Consider the following 16,952-nt stretch of genomic DNA (forward strand, 5'->3'; position numbering starts at 1 on the left):
CACGTCCTGCACTGCACCGCTTGGCGCCGACACCATCAAGCCACCGCCCAGGCATGCCACCAGCGACGACACCGCCTTCACGAACAACCATGATCGGAACTACAGCTGCCGTGTCAGAGCAATGAGGTCGAGGCGACCGGAAAGTCGAAGTAAGTATCGGGGAACGGTTCGCCGGCGAGAGTGAAGTGCCACCACTCCTTCTCGTAGTTGATGAGCCCTTCTCGTTCCAGTGTGCGTTTCAGGAAGCGCCGATTGGCGCGGGCTTCGGCCGCGATCCGCGGATTGGCGGTGTGCGCGAGCGTGTCGAAGCAGTCGTACCCTGTGCCCATGTCTAGTGAGTTGTCGGGAAATCTTCTGCCGTGCGGCGCGTATGACGGCGTTAACAGTTCCCCGGGAACGTAGGGACGCTGCTCGCAGGCAGGCAGCCGCACTAGCGTCACATCGACCGTACTGCCCCGGCTGTGTCCCGAGCGTTCGGCTATGTAACCGTCTGCGAAGAGCCGTGACTTGTCGATCCGCGGATAGAATTCCCGTCTCATTCGGTCGTCGGCCGGCCGCCGCACCCAGTCCAGGAAATCGTCAACGGCCCGCTGCGGGCGGTACCCGTCGTAGATCTTCAAAGTGTAACCACGCTTTAGCAGCGCTTCCTGGGCCCTACCAAGGGCCTCGGCGGCCGGACGGGTGAGGACGCAGATCGGCTGCGAGTAACCTCGCACGGGGCGGCCGACAAAATTGTGGTGACCTGCGTAGCGGATTTCTTGAATGATCGAAGGCGCAACGTCACTTAGGGCAACGAACTCCGCGGGGGCGCGACTTTCGCACTGGTCTTGCCGAGCCCCTTGTTCCTTTTCCTCAAGGTGTTCGTGAAGCTGTTGGCGCGCAATACCGTGTGCTCCTATGGATGGCCGATCACGATGGCTCTGTAGTGGGTGGGTCACAGCTTCTAGAACGCGTGGTCGGCGCGGACGGTTCACCGAGACCGTGCCGTGCGTGACGAGTCGGGTAGTCGACCGTCACGGGCCGCGGGTACACGCCGCGACACAGTGTGTGTCGTGGTCCAGACGGTCGGCAGTGTGGCGTATGAGCGTTTCAATGATCTGGTGGACCGGTCGGTAGAACTGGTCCGGGTGATGATGGGCTGCCAGTTCGCGCTGGGGGACCTTGCGTTGGAGATCGCTCCGATGCGTACGCACGGCGGGAACATGACGCCGGCCGAGGGCGAGGAGCTAGGGGTGGAGGACGCGTTACGCCTGTTCGCCGGGCAGATAGGACTGTCCCTCCACACGGTGCGCAGGAGGGCGTCTTCTTCGAGGTGCACCGGATTCCGGTGTCGGCACCGGACGCGTATGAGTAGGTGAGCTGCCCCGAGTTTCGTAGAGTCCGGCGGTCTTGTTTCAGGCGGACTGCGGGGTGGCTTCCTGTTGTCGCCACCAGTCGCGTTCGTACCCGGCGGGCGGTATGTAGTCGAGCACCGAGTGCAGGCGTTCTTCGTTGTACCACGTGACCCACTGGAAGATCGCCCGCTCGACGTGGTCGACGTCCTTCCAGGGGCCCTGCATCTCGATCAGCTCGGCCTTGAAGGTGCCGTTCAGGGCCTCGGCCATCGCGTTGTCGTAGCTGTCCGCGACCGAGCCGACCGAGGCCGAAGCCCCGATGTCTGACACGGCAGCTGTAGGCCCGATCATGGTTGTTCGTGAAGGCGGTGTCGTCGCTGGTGGCATGCCTGGGCGGTGGCTTGATGGTGTCGGCGCCAAGCGGTGCAGTGCAGGACGTGTTCGCGGTCGCGGGCGGGGGGCGGCAGAACGAGGCTGCGCAGGAGGCGTACGAGTTCAGGGCAGGCCGGCGGGACGAGCTGGGCGGGCCTCGCGCTGCGGTGGTGCTGGGCGTCATGGCATGCAGGGTCAGCGCAGGGACGGCGGCGGCGGTCAGGGAGAACGGGACCGTCGTCGGCCTGGTTTGCGTGTTCCAGGTAGGCGGCGGCATCGAGGCCGCCGTCAGTCAGTAAAGTCACAGGAGTGAACACCCCCTACGAAGAATCCCTGCGCTTCGCTGTGCTGGGGCCCGTGCGGGCATGGCACGGTGAGCAGGAACTGGACCTCGGCTCGCCACAACAGCAAGTGGTGCTGACGGCACTGTTGCTACGACGCGGGCGCCCCGTCACGATCGGGGAACTCGTCGACGCCGTCTGGGGTGAGGAGCCACCGACGGCTGCCTTGTCCGTCCTGCGCACCTACGTGTCGCGGTTGCGCAAGACACTGGAGCCCGGTCGTGACGCGGCCCAGTCCCCGCGCGTGGTCGTCTCGGTCGCGGGCGGATACCTGGCCCGCGTCCCCGACGACGCCGTGGACCTGGGCCTGTTCGAGCGGCGGGTCGCCCAGGCGGAGAAGCTGCGCGCCGCGGGCGAGGAGTACTCCGCCGCGGACCTGCTACGCGCGGCGCTCGACGGATGGCAGGGAACCCCGCTGGCCGGACTCCCGGGGCCGCTCGCCGAGGCCGAGCGTTCCCGGTTGGCCGAGGAGCGGTTGACCACACTGGAAAACCGCTTGGACCTCGACGTCCAGCTGGGGCGCCACCGTGATGTGATCGCCGAGCTCACCCTGCTCACCGGTGAGCATCCGCTTCGGGAGCGGCTGTGCCGACTGCTCATGCTGGCGCTGTACCGTTCCGGGCGTCAGGCCGAGGCGTTGGAGCTCTACCGCAGGACACGCGGCACCCTGGTGGCCGAGCTGGGTGTCGAACCCGGTGCGTCCTTACGCGAGTTGCACGACCTCATCCTGGCGGCCGACGCGTCACTGGCCCCCTCCGCACCGCGGGAGCGGGCAGACGCGCCGCCGGACATCGCGGGTCCTCAGCCCACCGTGTACGCGGTCCGCCCGGCGCAACTGCCCGCTGATCTGCCCACGTTCACAGGCCGACATGACGAACTCGACCAGACCCGCGCCCTGCTGCCCAAGGACGGCGACACCCCGGCCACCGTGGTCATCAGCGCGATCGGCGGCATGGCCGGGGTCGGCAAGACAACCCTGGCCGTGCACTGGGCCAACGAGATCGCCGACCGCTTCCCCGACGGACAGCTCTACGTCAACCTGCGCGGTTTCGACCCGACCGGCGCGATCACGCCGCCCGGGGAAGCCATCCGCATCTTCCTCGACGCGCTCGGCGTCTCCCCGCAGGGGATACCCGCAGGCATCGACGCCCAGACGGCGCTGTACCGCAGTCTGCTCGCCCACCGGCGGATGCTGATCCTCCTCGACAACGCCCGCGACACCGACCAGGTCCGCCCGCTGCTGCCCGGCTCCCCCGGCTGCCTGGTCATCGTCACCAGCCGCAACCAGCTCACCGGCCTGGTCGTCAACGACGGAGCGCTTCCGCTGACGCTGAACCCGCTGACGCCCGCCGAGGCACACGACTTCCTCGTCCGCCGCCTCGGCGCCGCACGGCTGGCGGCGGAACCACGGGCGGCGGAAGAGGTCATCACGCACTGCGCCCGGCTGCCTCTTGCGCTGGCCATCGTCGCCGCCCGAGCCGCCACCAACCCCGGCTTCCCCCTCAGCGCCATCGCCGACGAACTGCGTGACAGCCACGGCAGTCTCGACGCCTTCACGAGCGGCGACCTCAGTACCGACGTGCGGGCCGTCTTCTCCTGGTCGTACCACGGCCTGTCCGCCCCGGCCGCCCGGCTGTTCCACCTGCTGGGCCTGCACTCCGGCCCGGACATCTCCACGCCCGCCGCGGCCGCCCTCGCCGGACTCCCCCTCAGGGAAACCCGCGGCCTGCTCGTCGAACTCACCCGCGCCCACCTGCTCACCGAGCACCGGCCCGGCCGCCACACGCTGCACGATCTGCTGCGCGTCTACGCCGCCGAACGCGTCCTCACCGAGGAGACACCACGGGAGCGGGACCGGGCCGTCGATCGGCTCCTCGCCTGGTACCTGCACACCGCGGACGGCGCCACCCCGCTTCTCATTCCACATGTCGTGCGGCAGCCTCTCGAACCGATGCCCTCCTCCTGCCGGCCCCTGGTGTTCACGACGCGCGAGCAGGCCCTGGACTGGTTCGAGACCGAGCGCCAGAACCTCGTCGCCGCGGTGCACCAGGCCGCCGCCTCCGGGCGGCTGAGCACGACGTGGCAGCTGTCCGCCGCCCTGCAGGGGTTCTTCCACCTCCGCAGCCATCTGCACGACTGGCTCGACAGCAGCCGAGCGGGCCTGTCCGCTGCTCGCAGCGCCGGCGACCGCGAGAGTGAGGCCTGGCTCCTCTCGAACGTGGCCAGCGCCCTGACCGGCCTGGGCCGGTCCGGCGAGGCATTCGACCACTACCAGCAGGCTGCAGCCCTCTGCCAGGAACTCGGGGACACTTACGGCACGGCCAGGACTGTGGCCAGACTGGGCAAGGTCTACCTCGAGACCGGCCAACTCGACAAGGCCGTCGAATACAGCCGCCGAGCGCTGGCCGCCTTCCGGATCAACGGCAGCGCCTGGGGAGAGGGAGTCGCCCTGGCCAACCTGGGCGACGCCTACCAGCGGCTCGGCCGGTACGACGACGCCATTGGCTGCCTGGAGCAGGCGCTGCCCGTCGCGCGCGCCATCGGAGGCCGCTGGGTCGAGGGCATCGCACTCGACGTCTTCGGCACGGTCAACCACCGGCTCCACCGACATGACGACGCGATCGCGCGCTACCACCAGGCCCTCGAAGCACATCGAGACGTGCGCAACCGGTCGGGAGAAGGCAGCACCCTCGACAGCCTCGGCGACGTCCTGCATGCCGCCGGCGAGCCGGAGGCGGCTCGCGCCAGCTGGCGGCAGGCGCTCACGCTCTTCGAGGAGTTCCACCACCCGGACGCCGAGAAGATCCGGGAGAAACTTCGCCGCCTGGACGAATGAACGCCCGGCTCAGGGCCAGATCCGGCATGCGGCGCGAAACCCGCCCCCGCGACCGGACCATGACGTCCGGCCGCGCGCCCCTGCGCGGTCGCCGCGAGAGCACCTCCACTCGTGGACACCCCCGATCGGGGACTCGCCGTGACCCCGACCGGGGTCACGGCGAGTTCGCCCTGCGGGCGACAGCGGGAGCGGGTTCAACCTCCGTTCGATGTACGGCCCTTCGTGCCCCTGCGTATGGACGTCAGCCCGCGTCGCGGTAGGCACGGCCGCCGGCGTTCGCGGTCGTCCCGTCGTAGAGGCCGGTCGGACTGGTCCGGGTGGACAGGGTGAACCACGCGTAGCGCTCCACGAAGTCCAGGCTCTCCAACATCTGCGTCGACGACTCGATGAACGAGGCCTGCTCCTGCTCGCCGGGGTAGCGGGGGGTGCCCTGGGAGAAGTCGATGAGGCCGTACTCGGTCAGCCAGATCGGCTTCTGGTAACGGTCGTGGACAGCCTGCAGGTAGCCGCGCAGGTGCTCGGTGGCCTCGAAGCCGAAGTCGGCGCCGTACCAGTGCAGGGGGATGAAGTCGACGCGCAGACCGCGCTCGGCGGCTCCCCGCATGAACCGGTCCAGCCAACCGCCCTCGACATCGCCGGCGGTCGCGACCGCCGGGGCACCCAGACGCAGACCGGTCTCCTCCAGCCGGGGCCACAGATCCAGCGCCTGCTCGGGGCTGATGTCGGCCTGGGTGGGCGAGTCGGGCTCGTTGAAGCCCAGGAGGTGCGTGCCTTCCTGGGCGGCCCGGCCCAGTTCGGCGTCGGTGACCGAGCCTGGACCCCAGATCATCGGGACGTACTCCACGCCCTGCGGCTTCGCGACCTCGCCGGTGGAGGAGGTCCAGTTGAAGTACCAGGACGCGCCGGAGTCGGCCAGCGCCTGGGCGGCACCGTCGACGGAGTTGAGGCTGACGCCCTTGCCGTTGGCGAGCGCGGAGACCGCGGGATCGGGGGCGAGGGCCTTGAAGGTGGAGGTGGACCCGGGAACAGTGGTGGCGGAGGGGTCTGCCGCTCCGTGGAAGGTGACGGTCATGCCGGTGCACTGACTGCACTGACGTACCACCTCGTTGCCCGGCTCGGCGTCGTGCTTGGACCATGAGTACGCCTTGGGGCACTCCTTCGTGAGCGCCTCGCTGTAGGCGGTCTTCGCATCCCTGTTCGGGTTGACGCACACCAGCGGCTTGCCCGTCGCCTGGTCGGTCGTCAGGTTCTCGGGCGGGCAGACAGCCAGCAGATCGCCGGGGCAGCCCACCGCGGAGCACTCGCCGCCGTTCTCGGGCGGAGTCACGCCGTCGGGGTCGATTGTGATGGTCGACGAGACGGCGTTGACGTAGCTGACGTTGTACCAGGGGGTCTGTGCGTCGGCCGCGTCGAAGTTGAACTCGGCGAGGCTGGCAGGCTGTTCTCCGGTGGAGCAGTGGTCTGCGTACGGCCCGCAGTCGCCGACGGCACAGTGGAACGTACTGCCCTCCTCACCACTGCACCCCTGACGGGCGAAGAACTTCCCGCGCCAGTGCCCGGCGCCCGAGTTCTCCGGGATGGTGATGGTGGCGGACTTGCCCGGGTCCAGCGCCGGGAGTCCGGTGAGCGGGGCAGAACCGTCGGCGTTGACCGTGGCACCGATCCAGATGCGTTCGGACATCTTGTTCTGGAAGGTGACGGTGTGCTCACCGGTGGCCGCCACCCCGGCAATGCGGTCGCTTCGGTCCGCGCGGTCGCCGAAAGGGGCGTAGACGGCTGAGGCCACGGCTGTCACACCAGCGACGACGACCAGTAACAGAACCAGCAGGAGCGGACGTCTGGGCAGGGACAGGGGCATGGGCATAGAACGTGCCTCTCGGTCGGGCCTGTGCGTGATAGGTGATCAGGAATGGACGATCAGGGTTCGTGGGATCGCCCGCGGGGGCACGACGGATGGGTGGAGCGGATGGTTCACCGGGTGGCCGGGGGAACCTCCTGATCGCGGACTCGCGTTCGGCCTGGGTGCCTGACGGAGCACTGGTGGCTGCCCTCCGTGAACCGTCGGGCCCACCCACAGCAAGAGCGCATGTGGGGCGACAACGCCGCCAACACCGGCTGGGTCAGCGTCGGCACCGACCACGACTCCGCCGCGTTCGCGCTGGCCTCGATCCGCCGCTGGTGGCAGGCGGTCGGTGCGCGAGCCCGATCGTGCCACCCGCCGCAAGCGCGGCAGGACCGACGCCGTGGACGTGGATGCCACCGCCCGCGCGGTCATGTCCGGACGCACCACCACCACTCCCGAAGCACGCGAGGGACCGGCCGCCGCCGTGCGGATTCTCCGCGTGGCCAAAGAACCGGCCGTCAAGCCCGCACCAGGCGACGAACCGGCTCGAAGCCATCATCTCGGCATCGATTCCGAGCTGCGTGAGTCCTTGGCCAGCCTCAGGAACCCTCGCGCTGATCGCCTGGTGCACGGACCTTGCCGACACCGAGGACGCGGCCGCGGCACGCTCCACCCTGCGGCACGGCCTATCCAGCACCTGACCTGCGAGGTCGAAGAACTCATCTGCCGAGTCACCCGGGCCGTGAAAACGAGAATCGTGCAGCGACTCGCCTCATATCTTGATCGAATTTCCGGCGCAGGACACGAGCCGACCCGTTCAGGCCATTTGGCCGTCAGCCGCCGGCCTGGAGGATCTCGCGCACCATGGGGCCGGCCGCGTCCCCGCCGTGGCCGCCTCGCTGCACGACGGCCGCCGCAGCGACATCGCCGCGGTAGGCGGTGAACCAACTGTCGGCAACGTCCGAGCCGCCGACCTCCGCCGAGCCGGTCTTGGCCCCCACATCGCCGGGCAGCCCGCGCATGGCATCAGCCGCCGTTCCCTCCGCCGCGGTTCTAGCCAGCATGCTTCGCAGTTGTCGCGCGACCGCCCGCGGCAGCGTGCGCTGTGATCGCGCGATCGCCCGGCCGTCCAGTTCAGGCGGCACGAGGACCGGCTGCCTGAACGTCCCGGTCGACGCAGTCGCCACCACGGACGCCATATTGAGGGGGTTCATCTGCACCAGGCCCTGCCCGATCATCGCTGCCGCGCTCTCGGAGCCCTCCGCCACGGGAACGGCTCCGTCAAAGGTCGAGACGCCACTGCGCCAGTTCAGCCCGATCCCGAAGACCTCCTGCGATTCCTTGGTCAGATCGCCAGCAGCGACGTCATCGGCGAACTCTATGAAGGTGGTGTTGCAGGACCGGATGAAACCGTCTGAAAAGGAACCATCCGGAATATCGAACTTATTAACATTGTGGAACGTTGCCCCCTTGAACGTCGAGGATTTCGGGCACGGAACTTTTCCGGTCTCGGTCACCAGCCCTTTCTCCAGCAACATGGCCGCCGTGATGATCTTCATCGTCGAACCGGGCGCGAGCTTGCCAAGAAAGGCCGCATTGAAGTCGTCCTTACGATGGTTGGCCACTGCCAGAATGTGCCCACTGCTGGGCTGGATGGCGACGGCGGAGGACTCCGGATGTTTCTTCGCCGCCTTCTCCGCGGCACGCTGCAACGAGGCGGAAAGCGTAGTGCGGATCTTTCCTGGCTTACCCGGCGTGACGGGATGCAACGGCGTCACGACACGATTTCCGGATTTCCGGATCTGCACCTGAAATCCAGGAGTACCAGCTACCAGACGGCCGTACCGCTCATCAAGCGCCGCGAGAACTCCGGCGAGCGAGGGGAACTCCTCCGGATTCAGGACCTTGCCGTCGCGGTCGAGCACCTGGAGCCCAGGCTTCTGCGCCCGCGCGGTCTCCAAGACATCGCCCTGCCCGAGACGCGGGTGAATGACGGAAGGGTCCCACTCCACCTGCGGCTCACCGCTGCTCCGATTGCGTACGACTTTCAGCGACGATTGATATGTCCAGGGCACCTCCTCACCGCCCGCTCGGATGAGTGCTCGCAGGGAGAAGGAGACGGTTGTGCCGGCACGGCGCACGAGCCCATATGACACCCGGGCCACTCGTGCCCTCTCCCGGAAGTCACGAAGCGCGTCGGTGGCGGCTTCGGCATCACTGGTGGCTTCGACAGCCGCTGGAGCATCTCCTTCGGCCCAGGCGTCGAGAAAGCTCTTCGCTGCGACGCTCACCTCCTCACCGCTCAGCGGCGCAGTCTTCGAAGGCTCTGAAAAGGGATCGACGACGTAATATGCGCCCAACGCCACAACCAGGAGCACCGAAGCCCCGCCCACTCCCCGTCTCGTGTTCTTGCGCATTCCTTCTTCTCCCAATGCGACGCCACCACGGCGCCTTGTTGACCTGTCTCAGAAATCTCGTGGTGACGTCAGCTCGTCGGTGCCATCAGCACCGCACCTGCAACTGGGTCGCCGTCAACTGCGGTTTGGCCGGAGCGGTTTGTGTGTCGTCACCGCCTACTCTGCAACCCGCCACGGCTACTGAGAACAGGAAGATCATGATTGCGGAGCAAGCGGTCCGAATCGGAAAGGACACGAGGATTTCCTTCATGTGAGTGCCCGGGCGTGCCACGGGGCGCGACTGCGAATTCCCACTGATCGCTCGGATCCGTGTGCCAGGCGACACCGGCCGACGCATCAGGTTCCGCAGTACTAACGGGGAGAAGCGGTCCGTGGTTCATCGAAGAGAGCTCTCATCGCGATGCGCTGTCCACACCCTCGAGTGCGCCCCATCACCGAGTGCCACCTGCCGCTGTCCCCCGAGACCGCGAGCCGAACGGCGGGCACGGCGTTGAACTGTTTCCGTCCGCTGTCCGTTGCGGTGCGCGGGGACCGTCGTGACACCCGTCCCATGCCCTTCGAGCCACGGCGGACCCGACGACCCGACACCGAGCAGTCGACACCGCAAAAGAGGGATGGACATGAACCGGGGTGAAGAGGTGGCCAGGCCGACCGCAGGGGACACGCGCCCTCTGTCCGGGGAACCGGCGGGACTGGGCCTGCGGGGGCCGACCGGTGAGGATTACGGGCCGTCCCCCCTGCCTGTGATCATCTCCGGTGACGGCTCCGCCGAGATCGACGGTGTGCCCGTGCCGGTGGTGCCGGGTGAGTCGGTCGACGTCGCCGTCCTCGACACGCTGCACGGCTACGCACGCAGCCGGGACGCCCCCGTGACGGCGGCCATCTCGGATCCTTCCGCGGGTTACGTGGCGATCGTCGAGGTCGCGCCGGACGGCTCCAGCAGGCTTCTGGGGCAGCATCACGAGCAGGAACCGACCGGGCCCGCCGAACCCGGTCGGCGTGACGAACACGCCAAGCCGGCCGGGCCGTTCGAAGCACCCCGGCCCTTCGACGTCGATGAGGACGACGAGGACGAGGTGGCCGCGCTGCCGCAGCCCGCGGGGCCGCGGGTCCCGTCCCCGGCTCTCGGCCCGGACCCCGACCGGGAATCGGGCCGCAGAAAGGGACTGACCCAGTCCGACGACGAGTACGAGGGGCCCGGACTGCTCCACAGGCCCCTGGTCGTCGGGACGGTGGGCGTCGCCGTGGCGGCACTCGTCATCGGCACGCTGGTGGCCCTGGGCACCGGAGGTTCAGGGGACGGGCAGAACCAATCCGCCGGCGCGGGCAACGACGCGGACAAGTCCCCGATGAACCTCCAGCCCGTACCGAGCCATTCGCCGTCGGTTTGGCAACCTCCCTCGGCCTCACCCTCCGCCCCGAAGCCGGCTTCGCCGTCCGCCTCGCCGAAACCGAAGCCGAAAACGCCGAAGTCGGAGTCAACCCCTACCCCTACACCCACAAGGAAGCCGACGCAGAATGCGCCTGGGATGCCCGGCGACCCCGGCATCCCGACCGGCGTGGTCCTGATCAAGAACAAGAAGTACGGCTTCTGCGTCGACCTTCCCGGCACGGGCGAGGGCAAGCCGGACGGCACCGTCCAGGACGGCGTCTGCAAGGCGGCCAGCGGCGACAACCAGCGGTGGATCCTGGACCTGGCTTCCCGTGGGGGCGGCACCCACGGCGCCGACCTGTACCTGATCCGCAACGCCAAGGACGACCTCTGCTTCGACCTGCCGAACTACGGCCCCGTCCAGGCGAGGACACCGGTGACCGAGTACCACTGCGACGGCACCGACAACGACAACCAGCTCTGGTGGTTCGACAAGCGCCCGGACGGCACGTACTGGATCCGTAACCAGAAGAGTGGAGACATGTGCCTGGACGTGGCGCGGACGGACAAGGAGACCGCGCACGCCATCGCCACTGTGTACGGATGCAACGACCTCGACGACCACCAGTGGAGCTTCGTCAAGACCTGATCGGGTGTGCGCGGCGGCCCCGCCGCGCACACCCGATCAGACAGACGACACCAGCCGGAGCACACCGGCGCACTACTCAGCGTCGATCGGCTACACCATCACGCGGGACGCCATCTCCACCAGACGGGACGGCCGGAACCGCGGCCCCCCCGCCAGGCCGGGCGGAGGGTGGAGGGGGCGGCGGGCCGAACGGGTCCTTGGCGTCGATGGGAGGGGCCTCCTTCGGACGGTGGTTGCCGGGCTTGCAGCCGGCGAAGGGCCCGGACGGGTCCCGCAGCGAGGTCATCACCGGTCCGAGGTAGTCCCGGTGCCAGTTGGCGGGCCCGCACATCCCGGAGCCAGGACCGGTCAACTCGGCCCAGGCGAGCCACAGGCCGTGGAGTTGGGCAACGGCTTCCGGGTGCTCCCACCAGCGGGAGCACCACGGGGCCGTGGAGGTGACCTCCCTGCCGTAGACCGGCAGCAGCACGTGGTGGGTCCACAAGGTCAACTGCCTGAGGATCTGGGCGTATTCACGCCCCTCCTTGTAGAGGATGAAGAGCGGTGGGCTCGGAGGTTTCTTCTGGGAATCCGCGCTTTCCGTCCTTGCGTCGACTCCCTTGGTGGGAGTGGCGCTCCGCTCCTGTACGGAGACTTCGACGGTCTCGGTGGACATGGCAGCCCCGCTTTCTCCAGGCGGCTCCAGCTTGGTTCGTGCATGGGCACCACGTGCACAGGCGGCGTACGGTTCACCGACTACGAGTGGATCGCCTTCCCCTGCCGGCATCTGCCCGAGGGGAGCAGCGACAGTCTCCACACCGACACCACACGCACCGGCGCACTTCCCACCGTTGCGAACAAGTCCGATAACTGAACGCTCCACACATCAGGGGACACGAGCCGAGGAAGGTGGTGAACCGAAACCCTGGGAGGAACGTTGTGCCTTTCGACCGGAACGCGTACCCGGTATACGGCGCCGAAGTCAGCGCGCCACAGGCTCCGTGCGGAGTGACCATCCGCCCAGAAGGGAAGGGTGAAATGACTACACCACCGCGCCCAACAGGCTCACCCCACTCAGAACGCAGCGACCAGTCCTGGGACAGCTCACGTTCGAACGCCAGCAACTACGGCACCATCGAGCTGCGCGAGAGCCGTAGGACCGGGCAGACGAGGGTGTCCGTGCCAGGTCGTCCGACTGAGGTCCCGGAAGACGCACCCGCGCTTCCCCCGAACGCCGAGGTCGGCCTATACGACCGACGCAACAATCAGTATTTCTCGTACGCCACCCTCGAGGGCATGGGCGAGACCCTTATGCGCTGGAGCAACGAGGCAGTGCAGTGGGTCGCGGAGCACCGGGTAGAACTCTTGAAGGCGCTTGGCGATCTCGCTCCCTCCGGGGTACAGGGTCTGTCCCCGTGGATGCCCGCCAAGGAGGCGGTGAACGCAACGGGAATCGGCCTTCAAGGCGCCAAGGGTGCCTGGGAGATCGCCGCTCAGCTCCAGGAACGCTTCAAGGGGGGTCAACAGCTCGACAGGACCAAATTGGCGGCGAGCGTGGCCCGACTGGCATCCGTGGCGCTCAACACGGCCGGCGCCGTAATGGAGGAGGGGACCCGGGAATACAACGCGCTCAACGGACTGGGGACCGGAATCGCCTGGGGCGCGGCAGGCGTTGAATTCGCGCGCGACCTGGCTATGCACAAGCAGCGTGAGCCGCTCACGGACCCCGAGCAGGCAGATCCCGCGTCCGTATCCGAGCAGGAGGCCTACAGACTTCCTTCGCTCGACCTCGAGGGTGGGGACCTCGGACTGCAGCAGTTCTCGGGGGACCTCGGGGACCTCGCAGACAGGTTTTCGAACCTCAGCTACCACGGCGAATCCGCCGTCGAGAACGCCACCCACGGCCCCGTCAGTTACGCCACCTACGACGACCCCAGCACCGTCAGGTACGCCACCTACGGCGAATCCAGCACCGCCGGCCACTCCACCGGCTACGCCCCCTACGGCGAATCCAGCACCGCCGACCAGGCCACCTACTACGGCGACCCCAGCACCGCCGACCAGGCCACCTACTACGGCGACCCCAGCACCGCCGGCCACTCCACCGGCTACGCCCCCTACGGCGACCCCAGCACCGCCAACTACGCCACCTACCGCGGAGCCACTTACTCCGGCGGCTCCGCCGACTCCAGCGTGCCTCCGTCCGCCCATGGGCGTCGCGACAAGGGGAAAGGCAAGCAGCCGCAGGGAAGGGGATGATCCTGCCGGCGAGGCCGCTGCCTCGGTAAACCGATTCACTCGGGTAGGGGTGGGCGCCCGGCGGTCCAAGTCGGAGCGTGGCAGGCCGACCGACACCGCGACCGCCGGGCGCCCATCCGCGTCACCGAGGGCAACGCGCGTTACTGATCTCTTCGGACTGTTGTCGGATGCTGATCCCTGCGGTAGGCCGGTGGTATGCGGTACGCGCAGGGCGGTGGGCTGACCGCCGAGCGGCGGAAGTTTCGTGAGCGGATCCGGTACCAGGCCGGTGAGCGGTTCGCACGCAGTGAGAGAACCGCGGTGATCGCGAGGGATCTGCGGGTGAGTGAGCGGTCGGTGGAGCGCTGGCGTCGTGCCTGGCAGGAGGGCGGGATGGACGCCCTCGCCTCCACGGGACCGGCCAAACTTCCCAAGGTGTCCGACTTACAGTTCGCCGTGCTGGAGGAGGAGTTGGCCCTCGGGCCGGCCGAGCACGGCTGGGAGGACCAGCGGTGGACCCTGGCACGGGTCAGAGCGCTGATCGCCTGGAAGTTCGGCATCGACTGCTCCTCGGCAGCCGTCTGGCGGCTGCTGCACCGGCACGGCTGGTCCTGGCAGTGCCCGGCCCGCCGCGCGCTGGAACGCGACGAGCATGCGGTCGAGCTGTGGAAGAAGGACGTGTGGCCGCAGGTGGAATGACCGCGGCGGCGCTGGGGGCCTACATCGTCTTCGAGGACGAGGCGGGGTTTTCCATGACACCGCCGCGGGCCCGCACCTGGGGCCGACGTGGGCACACGCCGGTGGTCCGGGTGCGCGGCCGCTCCTGGCGCCGCTGGTCGATCGCCGCCATGTGCTGCTACAAGCAAGGAGAAACCTCCCGGCTGATCTACCGGCCGCGCCGCCACCGCAAGCACAAGGGCAAAGGGCGCGACAGCTTCTCCTGGCGCGACTACCGCGACCTGGCGGTGCGCGCGCACCTCCAGCTCAAGGCCCCGATCGTGCTCGTCTGGGACAATCTCAATACCCATCTCGCCGCCGGCATGCGCCAGTACGCGGACGAACACGACTGGCTCACCATCGTCCAACTTCCCTCTTATGCACCGGACTTGAATCCGGCGGAAGGCGTCTGGTCGCTGTTACGGCGCGGCCCGCTGGCCAACACCGCATTCACCGACGACGACCACCTCGAACGCACCCTCCGCCGCGGACTTCGCCATATCCAGTTACGGCACGACCTCATCGACGGCTGCCTTGCCGGCACCGGACTCAGCCTCACCCACCACCCGACAACAATCCGAGGAAATCAGTAACTGGCAGAGCACACCGCAGTGACCACGGCGCGCCCGAAGGCCCAGACAGCCCCCACGAGCCTCAACGGCAGCCGACCGGGAGCGGCCCTGGCCTCGCACCTTCATCGCAGTCCCGGTACCCCGTTCAACCTCGACCTCGGCTGAGAAGCCACGGCGGCCGGTGTGGGCCGCAGACCAACGGTGCTGCCGGGTCTGCATCTCCAGTAAGGACCCGCAGACCCGGCGCCCCGCCATTCAGCAACGCCTCTTCTGGCATGACGACCTCCTTGCGTACTCTCCGCTGCCGCCCTTCCCCATGTGCCAGGTTCCCCGGCCTGGGAGTGCTACGGCGGCTCCGTCCCGCCCGGCCCGTTCGGCAGTCGGTGTGCCTATCCGCGCCTGCCGTCTGGACGGTCGGCTGGCCGGAGTCGAGAACGGGCGGGTCCCGTGATACCTCCCCGGACATTCCCGGACCACCGAGCGGGCGACCCCCGTACGCACCGCATCCGGCTCAGATCCACCAGGTTCGAGCCGGAGTCAAGGTTGAAGGGTGTAATAGCGCCGGTTCCTCGCGTACTCGTCTCCAACTCGCTTGCCGGCCCTGTCCCATCTGGCGGTTCTGGTCACATCCCGGCGTTGTCAGAGCTGCTCCCACCCTCCCCGGCACCACCCCGGTTCAGGCTGCCCTCAGCTACCCCGACGTGCTGCGAGAGGCCGCAGGCGACGTAGGGTTCGGACCGGGCGCGGTATTGGTCTTACGACCGGCCCGCTTCCCCGGCCCGCCCTTCGCACCGGACATGCAGCCCTCACCGCATCTGGCGCACCACGGACTCCCGCTGGACGGCACGGCTCACGCCGTCGCCGTCTTCGCCCACGGTCTTGGGATGCTGTAGCCGCGCCAGCGATAAGGGGTCACCTTCACCCGCTGCGGGACGAACAGCGTGATCCCGTCCTCCTTGGGCCGCCATCCGGTTCACCGGTGAGATAGCGGCGCCGCAGAGTCCTCCAGCCGATTCCGGGATGCTGCCCGGACGCGGCTTCCGGCGCCCTGAGGCGCCGTTCTGTTGTCTCTTGGGCCAGCAGCCACCAGCGCCGCCATCCCCTCCCCGCTCACGGCCCTGGATGCGGCACCCTTCCCTACGGCGCACACGAACGCGGACAGGCTTCCACCACCCGCATGGAGGGACAGCGGAAGCCTGCGCCGGTTCCTTCGCCTTCGCGGTCGGTCGGGTCAGCCGCAGACGCCGTCGTCGTGCCATACCGCCCAGGAGGTCGGGTCGTTCGGTACGGGGCCGGTGGCGTAGAAGGTCGCGGTGTACTTGTGGCCCGCGAAGGAGACCTCGTCACCGGGGACGTACGACGAGGTGGAGTTCCACTCGGACGGGCAGGTGCCGCTCTCCGTACCTCCGTCGCCGCCGCCGGTGCCGCCGCCGTCAGTGCCGTCAGTGCCGTCAGTGCCGGCGAGGGTGACCGAGACGCTGTCGGAGGCGCCGGACACGTTCCCGGCGGCGTCCCGTGCCACGACGGTGAAGCTGTGGGTGGTGTTCGCGGACAGGCCGGGGACCGTGACGGTGGTGACCGTGCCCACTGAGAGCTGGTTGTCGCCGACGTAGACGTCGTAGCCGGTCACGCCGACGTTGTCGCTGGAGGCGTCCCAGGCCAGCGTCGCACTGGACGGGGTCTGGCCCGTCGAGCGCAGGTTCGCGGGCGCCGTCGGCGCCTCCGTGTCCCCGCCGCCACCGCCGCTGTTCCCACCAGCGCCGTTCCCGCCATCACCGTTCCCCCCAGCGCTGTTCCCACCAGCGCTGTTCCCGCCATCGCCGGTGTCGACGAACTTCCAGGTGATGCCGGTGACGGCGCCGACGTCCAGGTTGGCCAGTTTCTGGAAGGCGGCCTTGCTCAGGTCGATGTGCTCCGCCGTGCACCCCATGCACTGGTCCTTGACCGGCACGGTGATCGTGTTGCCGTTGTAGGTGACCTCGACGGACACGCCCTTGCAGAGGTCGTCGTCGTTCGGGTTGGCGGAGGTGAACAACTGGTGGGAGACCGCGACGAGATCCTCGACAGCGGGGTTGATGTCGGTGCCGCACGCGCCCGTTCCCATGTTGTCGTACCAGGTCATCTTGCCGGTTCTGGAGTCGCTCACGGGGGTAGCGGACAAGTCCTGGCCGAAGCCGAACAGCGCGACCGCGGCGGCGCCGAGCAGGGCACCGGCCAACGGCACCGTCATAACGGTGCGCTTCAGAGCATGCTGCATATGTCTTCCTCGGGACAGGTGAACA

At 68.2% G+C, this 16,952-nt stretch carries 11 protein-coding genes and 4 pseudogenes; 8 read left to right on the forward strand and 7 right to left on the reverse strand.

Annotation, left to right across the window (positions count from 1 at the left end; genetic code table 11):
* Nucleotides 1–113: 113 nt before the first annotated feature.
* Nucleotides 114–884 carry a M15 family metallopeptidase gene (locus tag ABZO29_RS01470; RefSeq protein ID WP_367326022.1) on the reverse strand — a complete coding sequence of 257 codons (771 nt, stop codon included), beginning with the start codon at nucleotides 882–884 and terminating at the stop codon, nucleotides 114–116.
* A 168-nt stretch (nucleotides 885–1,052) separates the two neighbouring features.
* On the opposite strand from ABZO29_RS01470, the gene ABZO29_RS01475 reads away from it, so the two are divergent.
* Nucleotides 1,053–1,358: a hypothetical protein gene (locus ABZO29_RS01475; RefSeq protein WP_367318293.1), complete on the forward strand. Its 306-nt coding sequence runs from the start codon at nucleotides 1,053–1,055 to the stop codon at nucleotides 1,356–1,358.
* Nucleotides 1,359–1,394: 36 nt separating this feature from the next.
* On the opposite strand, the pseudogene ABZO29_RS01480 reads toward ABZO29_RS01475, so the two are convergent.
* Nucleotides 1,395–1,643: pseudogene (locus tag ABZO29_RS01480) on the reverse strand (integrase core domain-containing protein); the annotation flags it as partial.
* A gap of 50 nt (nucleotides 1,644–1,693) precedes the next feature.
* Here ABZO29_RS01480 and ABZO29_RS01485 point away from each other — a divergent pair.
* Together ABZO29_RS01485 and ABZO29_RS01490 are read left to right on the forward strand one after the other, a co-directional pair.
* The gene (locus tag ABZO29_RS01485) at nucleotides 1,694–2,005 is read left to right on the forward strand and encodes a hypothetical protein (RefSeq protein ID WP_367318294.1); all 312 of its coding nucleotides are present in this window, start codon (nucleotides 1,694–1,696) and stop codon (nucleotides 2,003–2,005) included.
* A gap of 10 nt (nucleotides 2,006–2,015) precedes the next feature.
* Nucleotides 2,016–4,883: a BTAD domain-containing putative transcriptional regulator gene (locus tag ABZO29_RS01490; protein ID WP_367318295.1), complete on the forward strand. Its 2,868-nt coding sequence runs from the start codon at nucleotides 2,016–2,018 to the stop codon at nucleotides 4,881–4,883.
* 241 nt (nucleotides 4,884–5,124) lie between these two features.
* Here ABZO29_RS01490 and ABZO29_RS01495 read toward each other — a convergent pair whose 3' ends face one another.
* A complete protein-coding gene (locus ABZO29_RS01495; protein ID WP_367318296.1) occupies nucleotides 5,125–6,741 on the reverse strand; it encodes a glycosyl hydrolase in 1,617 nt (538 codons plus the stop codon).
* A gap of 246 nt (nucleotides 6,742–6,987) precedes the next feature.
* Here ABZO29_RS01495 and ABZO29_RS01500 point away from each other — a divergent pair.
* Nucleotides 6,988–7,077: pseudogene (locus ABZO29_RS01500) on the forward strand (hypothetical protein); the annotation flags it as partial.
* 482 nt (nucleotides 7,078–7,559) lie between these two features.
* Here ABZO29_RS01500 and ABZO29_RS01505 read toward each other — a convergent pair.
* The gene (locus tag ABZO29_RS01505) at nucleotides 7,560–9,143 is read right to left on the reverse strand and encodes a penicillin-binding transpeptidase domain-containing protein (RefSeq protein ID WP_367318297.1); all 1,584 of its coding nucleotides are present in this window, start codon (nucleotides 9,141–9,143) and stop codon (nucleotides 7,560–7,562) included.
* A 620-nt stretch (nucleotides 9,144–9,763) separates the two neighbouring features.
* Here ABZO29_RS01505 and ABZO29_RS01510 point away from each other — a divergent pair.
* Nucleotides 9,764–11,164, forward strand: a complete 1,401-nt coding sequence (locus ABZO29_RS01510) for an RICIN domain-containing protein (RefSeq protein ID WP_367318298.1) — start codon at nucleotides 9,764–9,766, stop codon at nucleotides 11,162–11,164.
* Nucleotides 11,165–11,240: 76 nt separating this feature from the next.
* On the opposite strand, the gene ABZO29_RS01515 is transcribed toward ABZO29_RS01510, so the two are convergent.
* The gene (locus ABZO29_RS01515; protein ID WP_367318299.1) at nucleotides 11,241–11,819 is read right to left on the reverse strand and encodes a DUF4913 domain-containing protein; all 579 of its coding nucleotides are present in this window, start codon (nucleotides 11,817–11,819) and stop codon (nucleotides 11,241–11,243) included.
* A gap of 620 nt (nucleotides 11,820–12,439) precedes the next feature.
* On the opposite strand from ABZO29_RS01515, the gene ABZO29_RS01520 reads away from it, so the two are divergent.
* The 3 genes from ABZO29_RS01520 to ABZO29_RS01530 all read left to right on the forward strand — a co-directional run bounded on the left by ABZO29_RS01520 (nucleotide 12,440) and on the right by ABZO29_RS01530 (nucleotide 14,691).
* Nucleotides 12,440–13,402 (forward strand): hypothetical protein, encoded by a 963-nt coding sequence (locus ABZO29_RS01520; protein WP_367318300.1) that lies wholly within the window; start codon nucleotides 12,440–12,442, stop codon nucleotides 13,400–13,402.
* Between the two features lie 195 nt (nucleotides 13,403–13,597).
* Nucleotides 13,598–14,080: a winged helix-turn-helix domain-containing protein gene (locus ABZO29_RS01525; RefSeq protein ID WP_367318074.1), complete on the forward strand. Its 483-nt coding sequence runs from the start codon at nucleotides 13,598–13,600 to the stop codon at nucleotides 14,078–14,080.
* Between the two features lie 53 nt (nucleotides 14,081–14,133).
* Nucleotides 14,134–14,691, forward strand: coding sequence for a transposase (locus ABZO29_RS01530; protein ID WP_367326023.1), 558 nt, complete (start codon nucleotides 14,134–14,136; stop codon nucleotides 14,689–14,691).
* 1,438 nt (nucleotides 14,692–16,129) lie between these two features.
* Here ABZO29_RS01530 and ABZO29_RS01535 read toward each other — a convergent pair.
* A pseudogene (locus ABZO29_RS01535) lies at nucleotides 16,130–16,414 on the reverse strand (fibronectin type III domain-containing protein); the annotation flags it as partial.
* Between the two features lie 120 nt (nucleotides 16,415–16,534).
* Nucleotides 16,535–16,927, reverse strand: a pseudogene (locus tag ABZO29_RS01540) (cysteine/serine endopeptidase inhibitor); the annotation flags it as partial.
* Nucleotides 16,928–16,952: the final 25 nt, after the last annotated feature.

Origin of the sequence: Streptomyces sp. HUAS ZL42 (genome assembly GCF_040782645.1) — a bacterium.
Classification (GTDB): domain Bacteria; phylum Actinomycetota; class Actinomycetes; order Streptomycetales; family Streptomycetaceae; genus Streptomyces.

Excerpts from the sequence above, each read along its gene's own strand:
- ABZO29_RS01505 (WP_367318297.1), bottom strand. The coding sequence starts at position 9,143 with ATGCGCAAGAACACGAGACGGGGAGTGGGCGGGGCTTCGGTGCTCCTG.
- ABZO29_RS01520 (WP_367318300.1), top strand. The coding sequence starts at position 12,440 with ATGGGCGAGACCCTTATGCGCTGGAGCAACGAGGCAGTGCAGTGGGTC.
- ABZO29_RS01495 (WP_367318296.1), bottom strand. The coding sequence starts at position 6,741 with ATGCCCCTGTCCCTGCCCAGACGTCCGCTCCTGCTGGTTCTGTTACTG.
- ABZO29_RS01510 (WP_367318298.1), top strand. The coding sequence starts at position 9,764 with ATGAACCGGGGTGAAGAGGTGGCCAGGCCGACCGCAGGGGACACGCGC.
- ABZO29_RS01525 (WP_367318074.1), top strand. The coding sequence starts at position 13,598 with ATGCGGTACGCGCAGGGCGGTGGGCTGACCGCCGAGCGGCGGAAGTTT.
- ABZO29_RS01515 (WP_367318299.1), bottom strand. The coding sequence starts at position 11,819 with ATGTCCACCGAGACCGTCGAAGTCTCCGTACAGGAGCGGAGCGCCACT.
- ABZO29_RS01530 (WP_367326023.1), top strand. The coding sequence starts at position 14,134 with ATGACACCGCCGCGGGCCCGCACCTGGGGCCGACGTGGGCACACGCCG.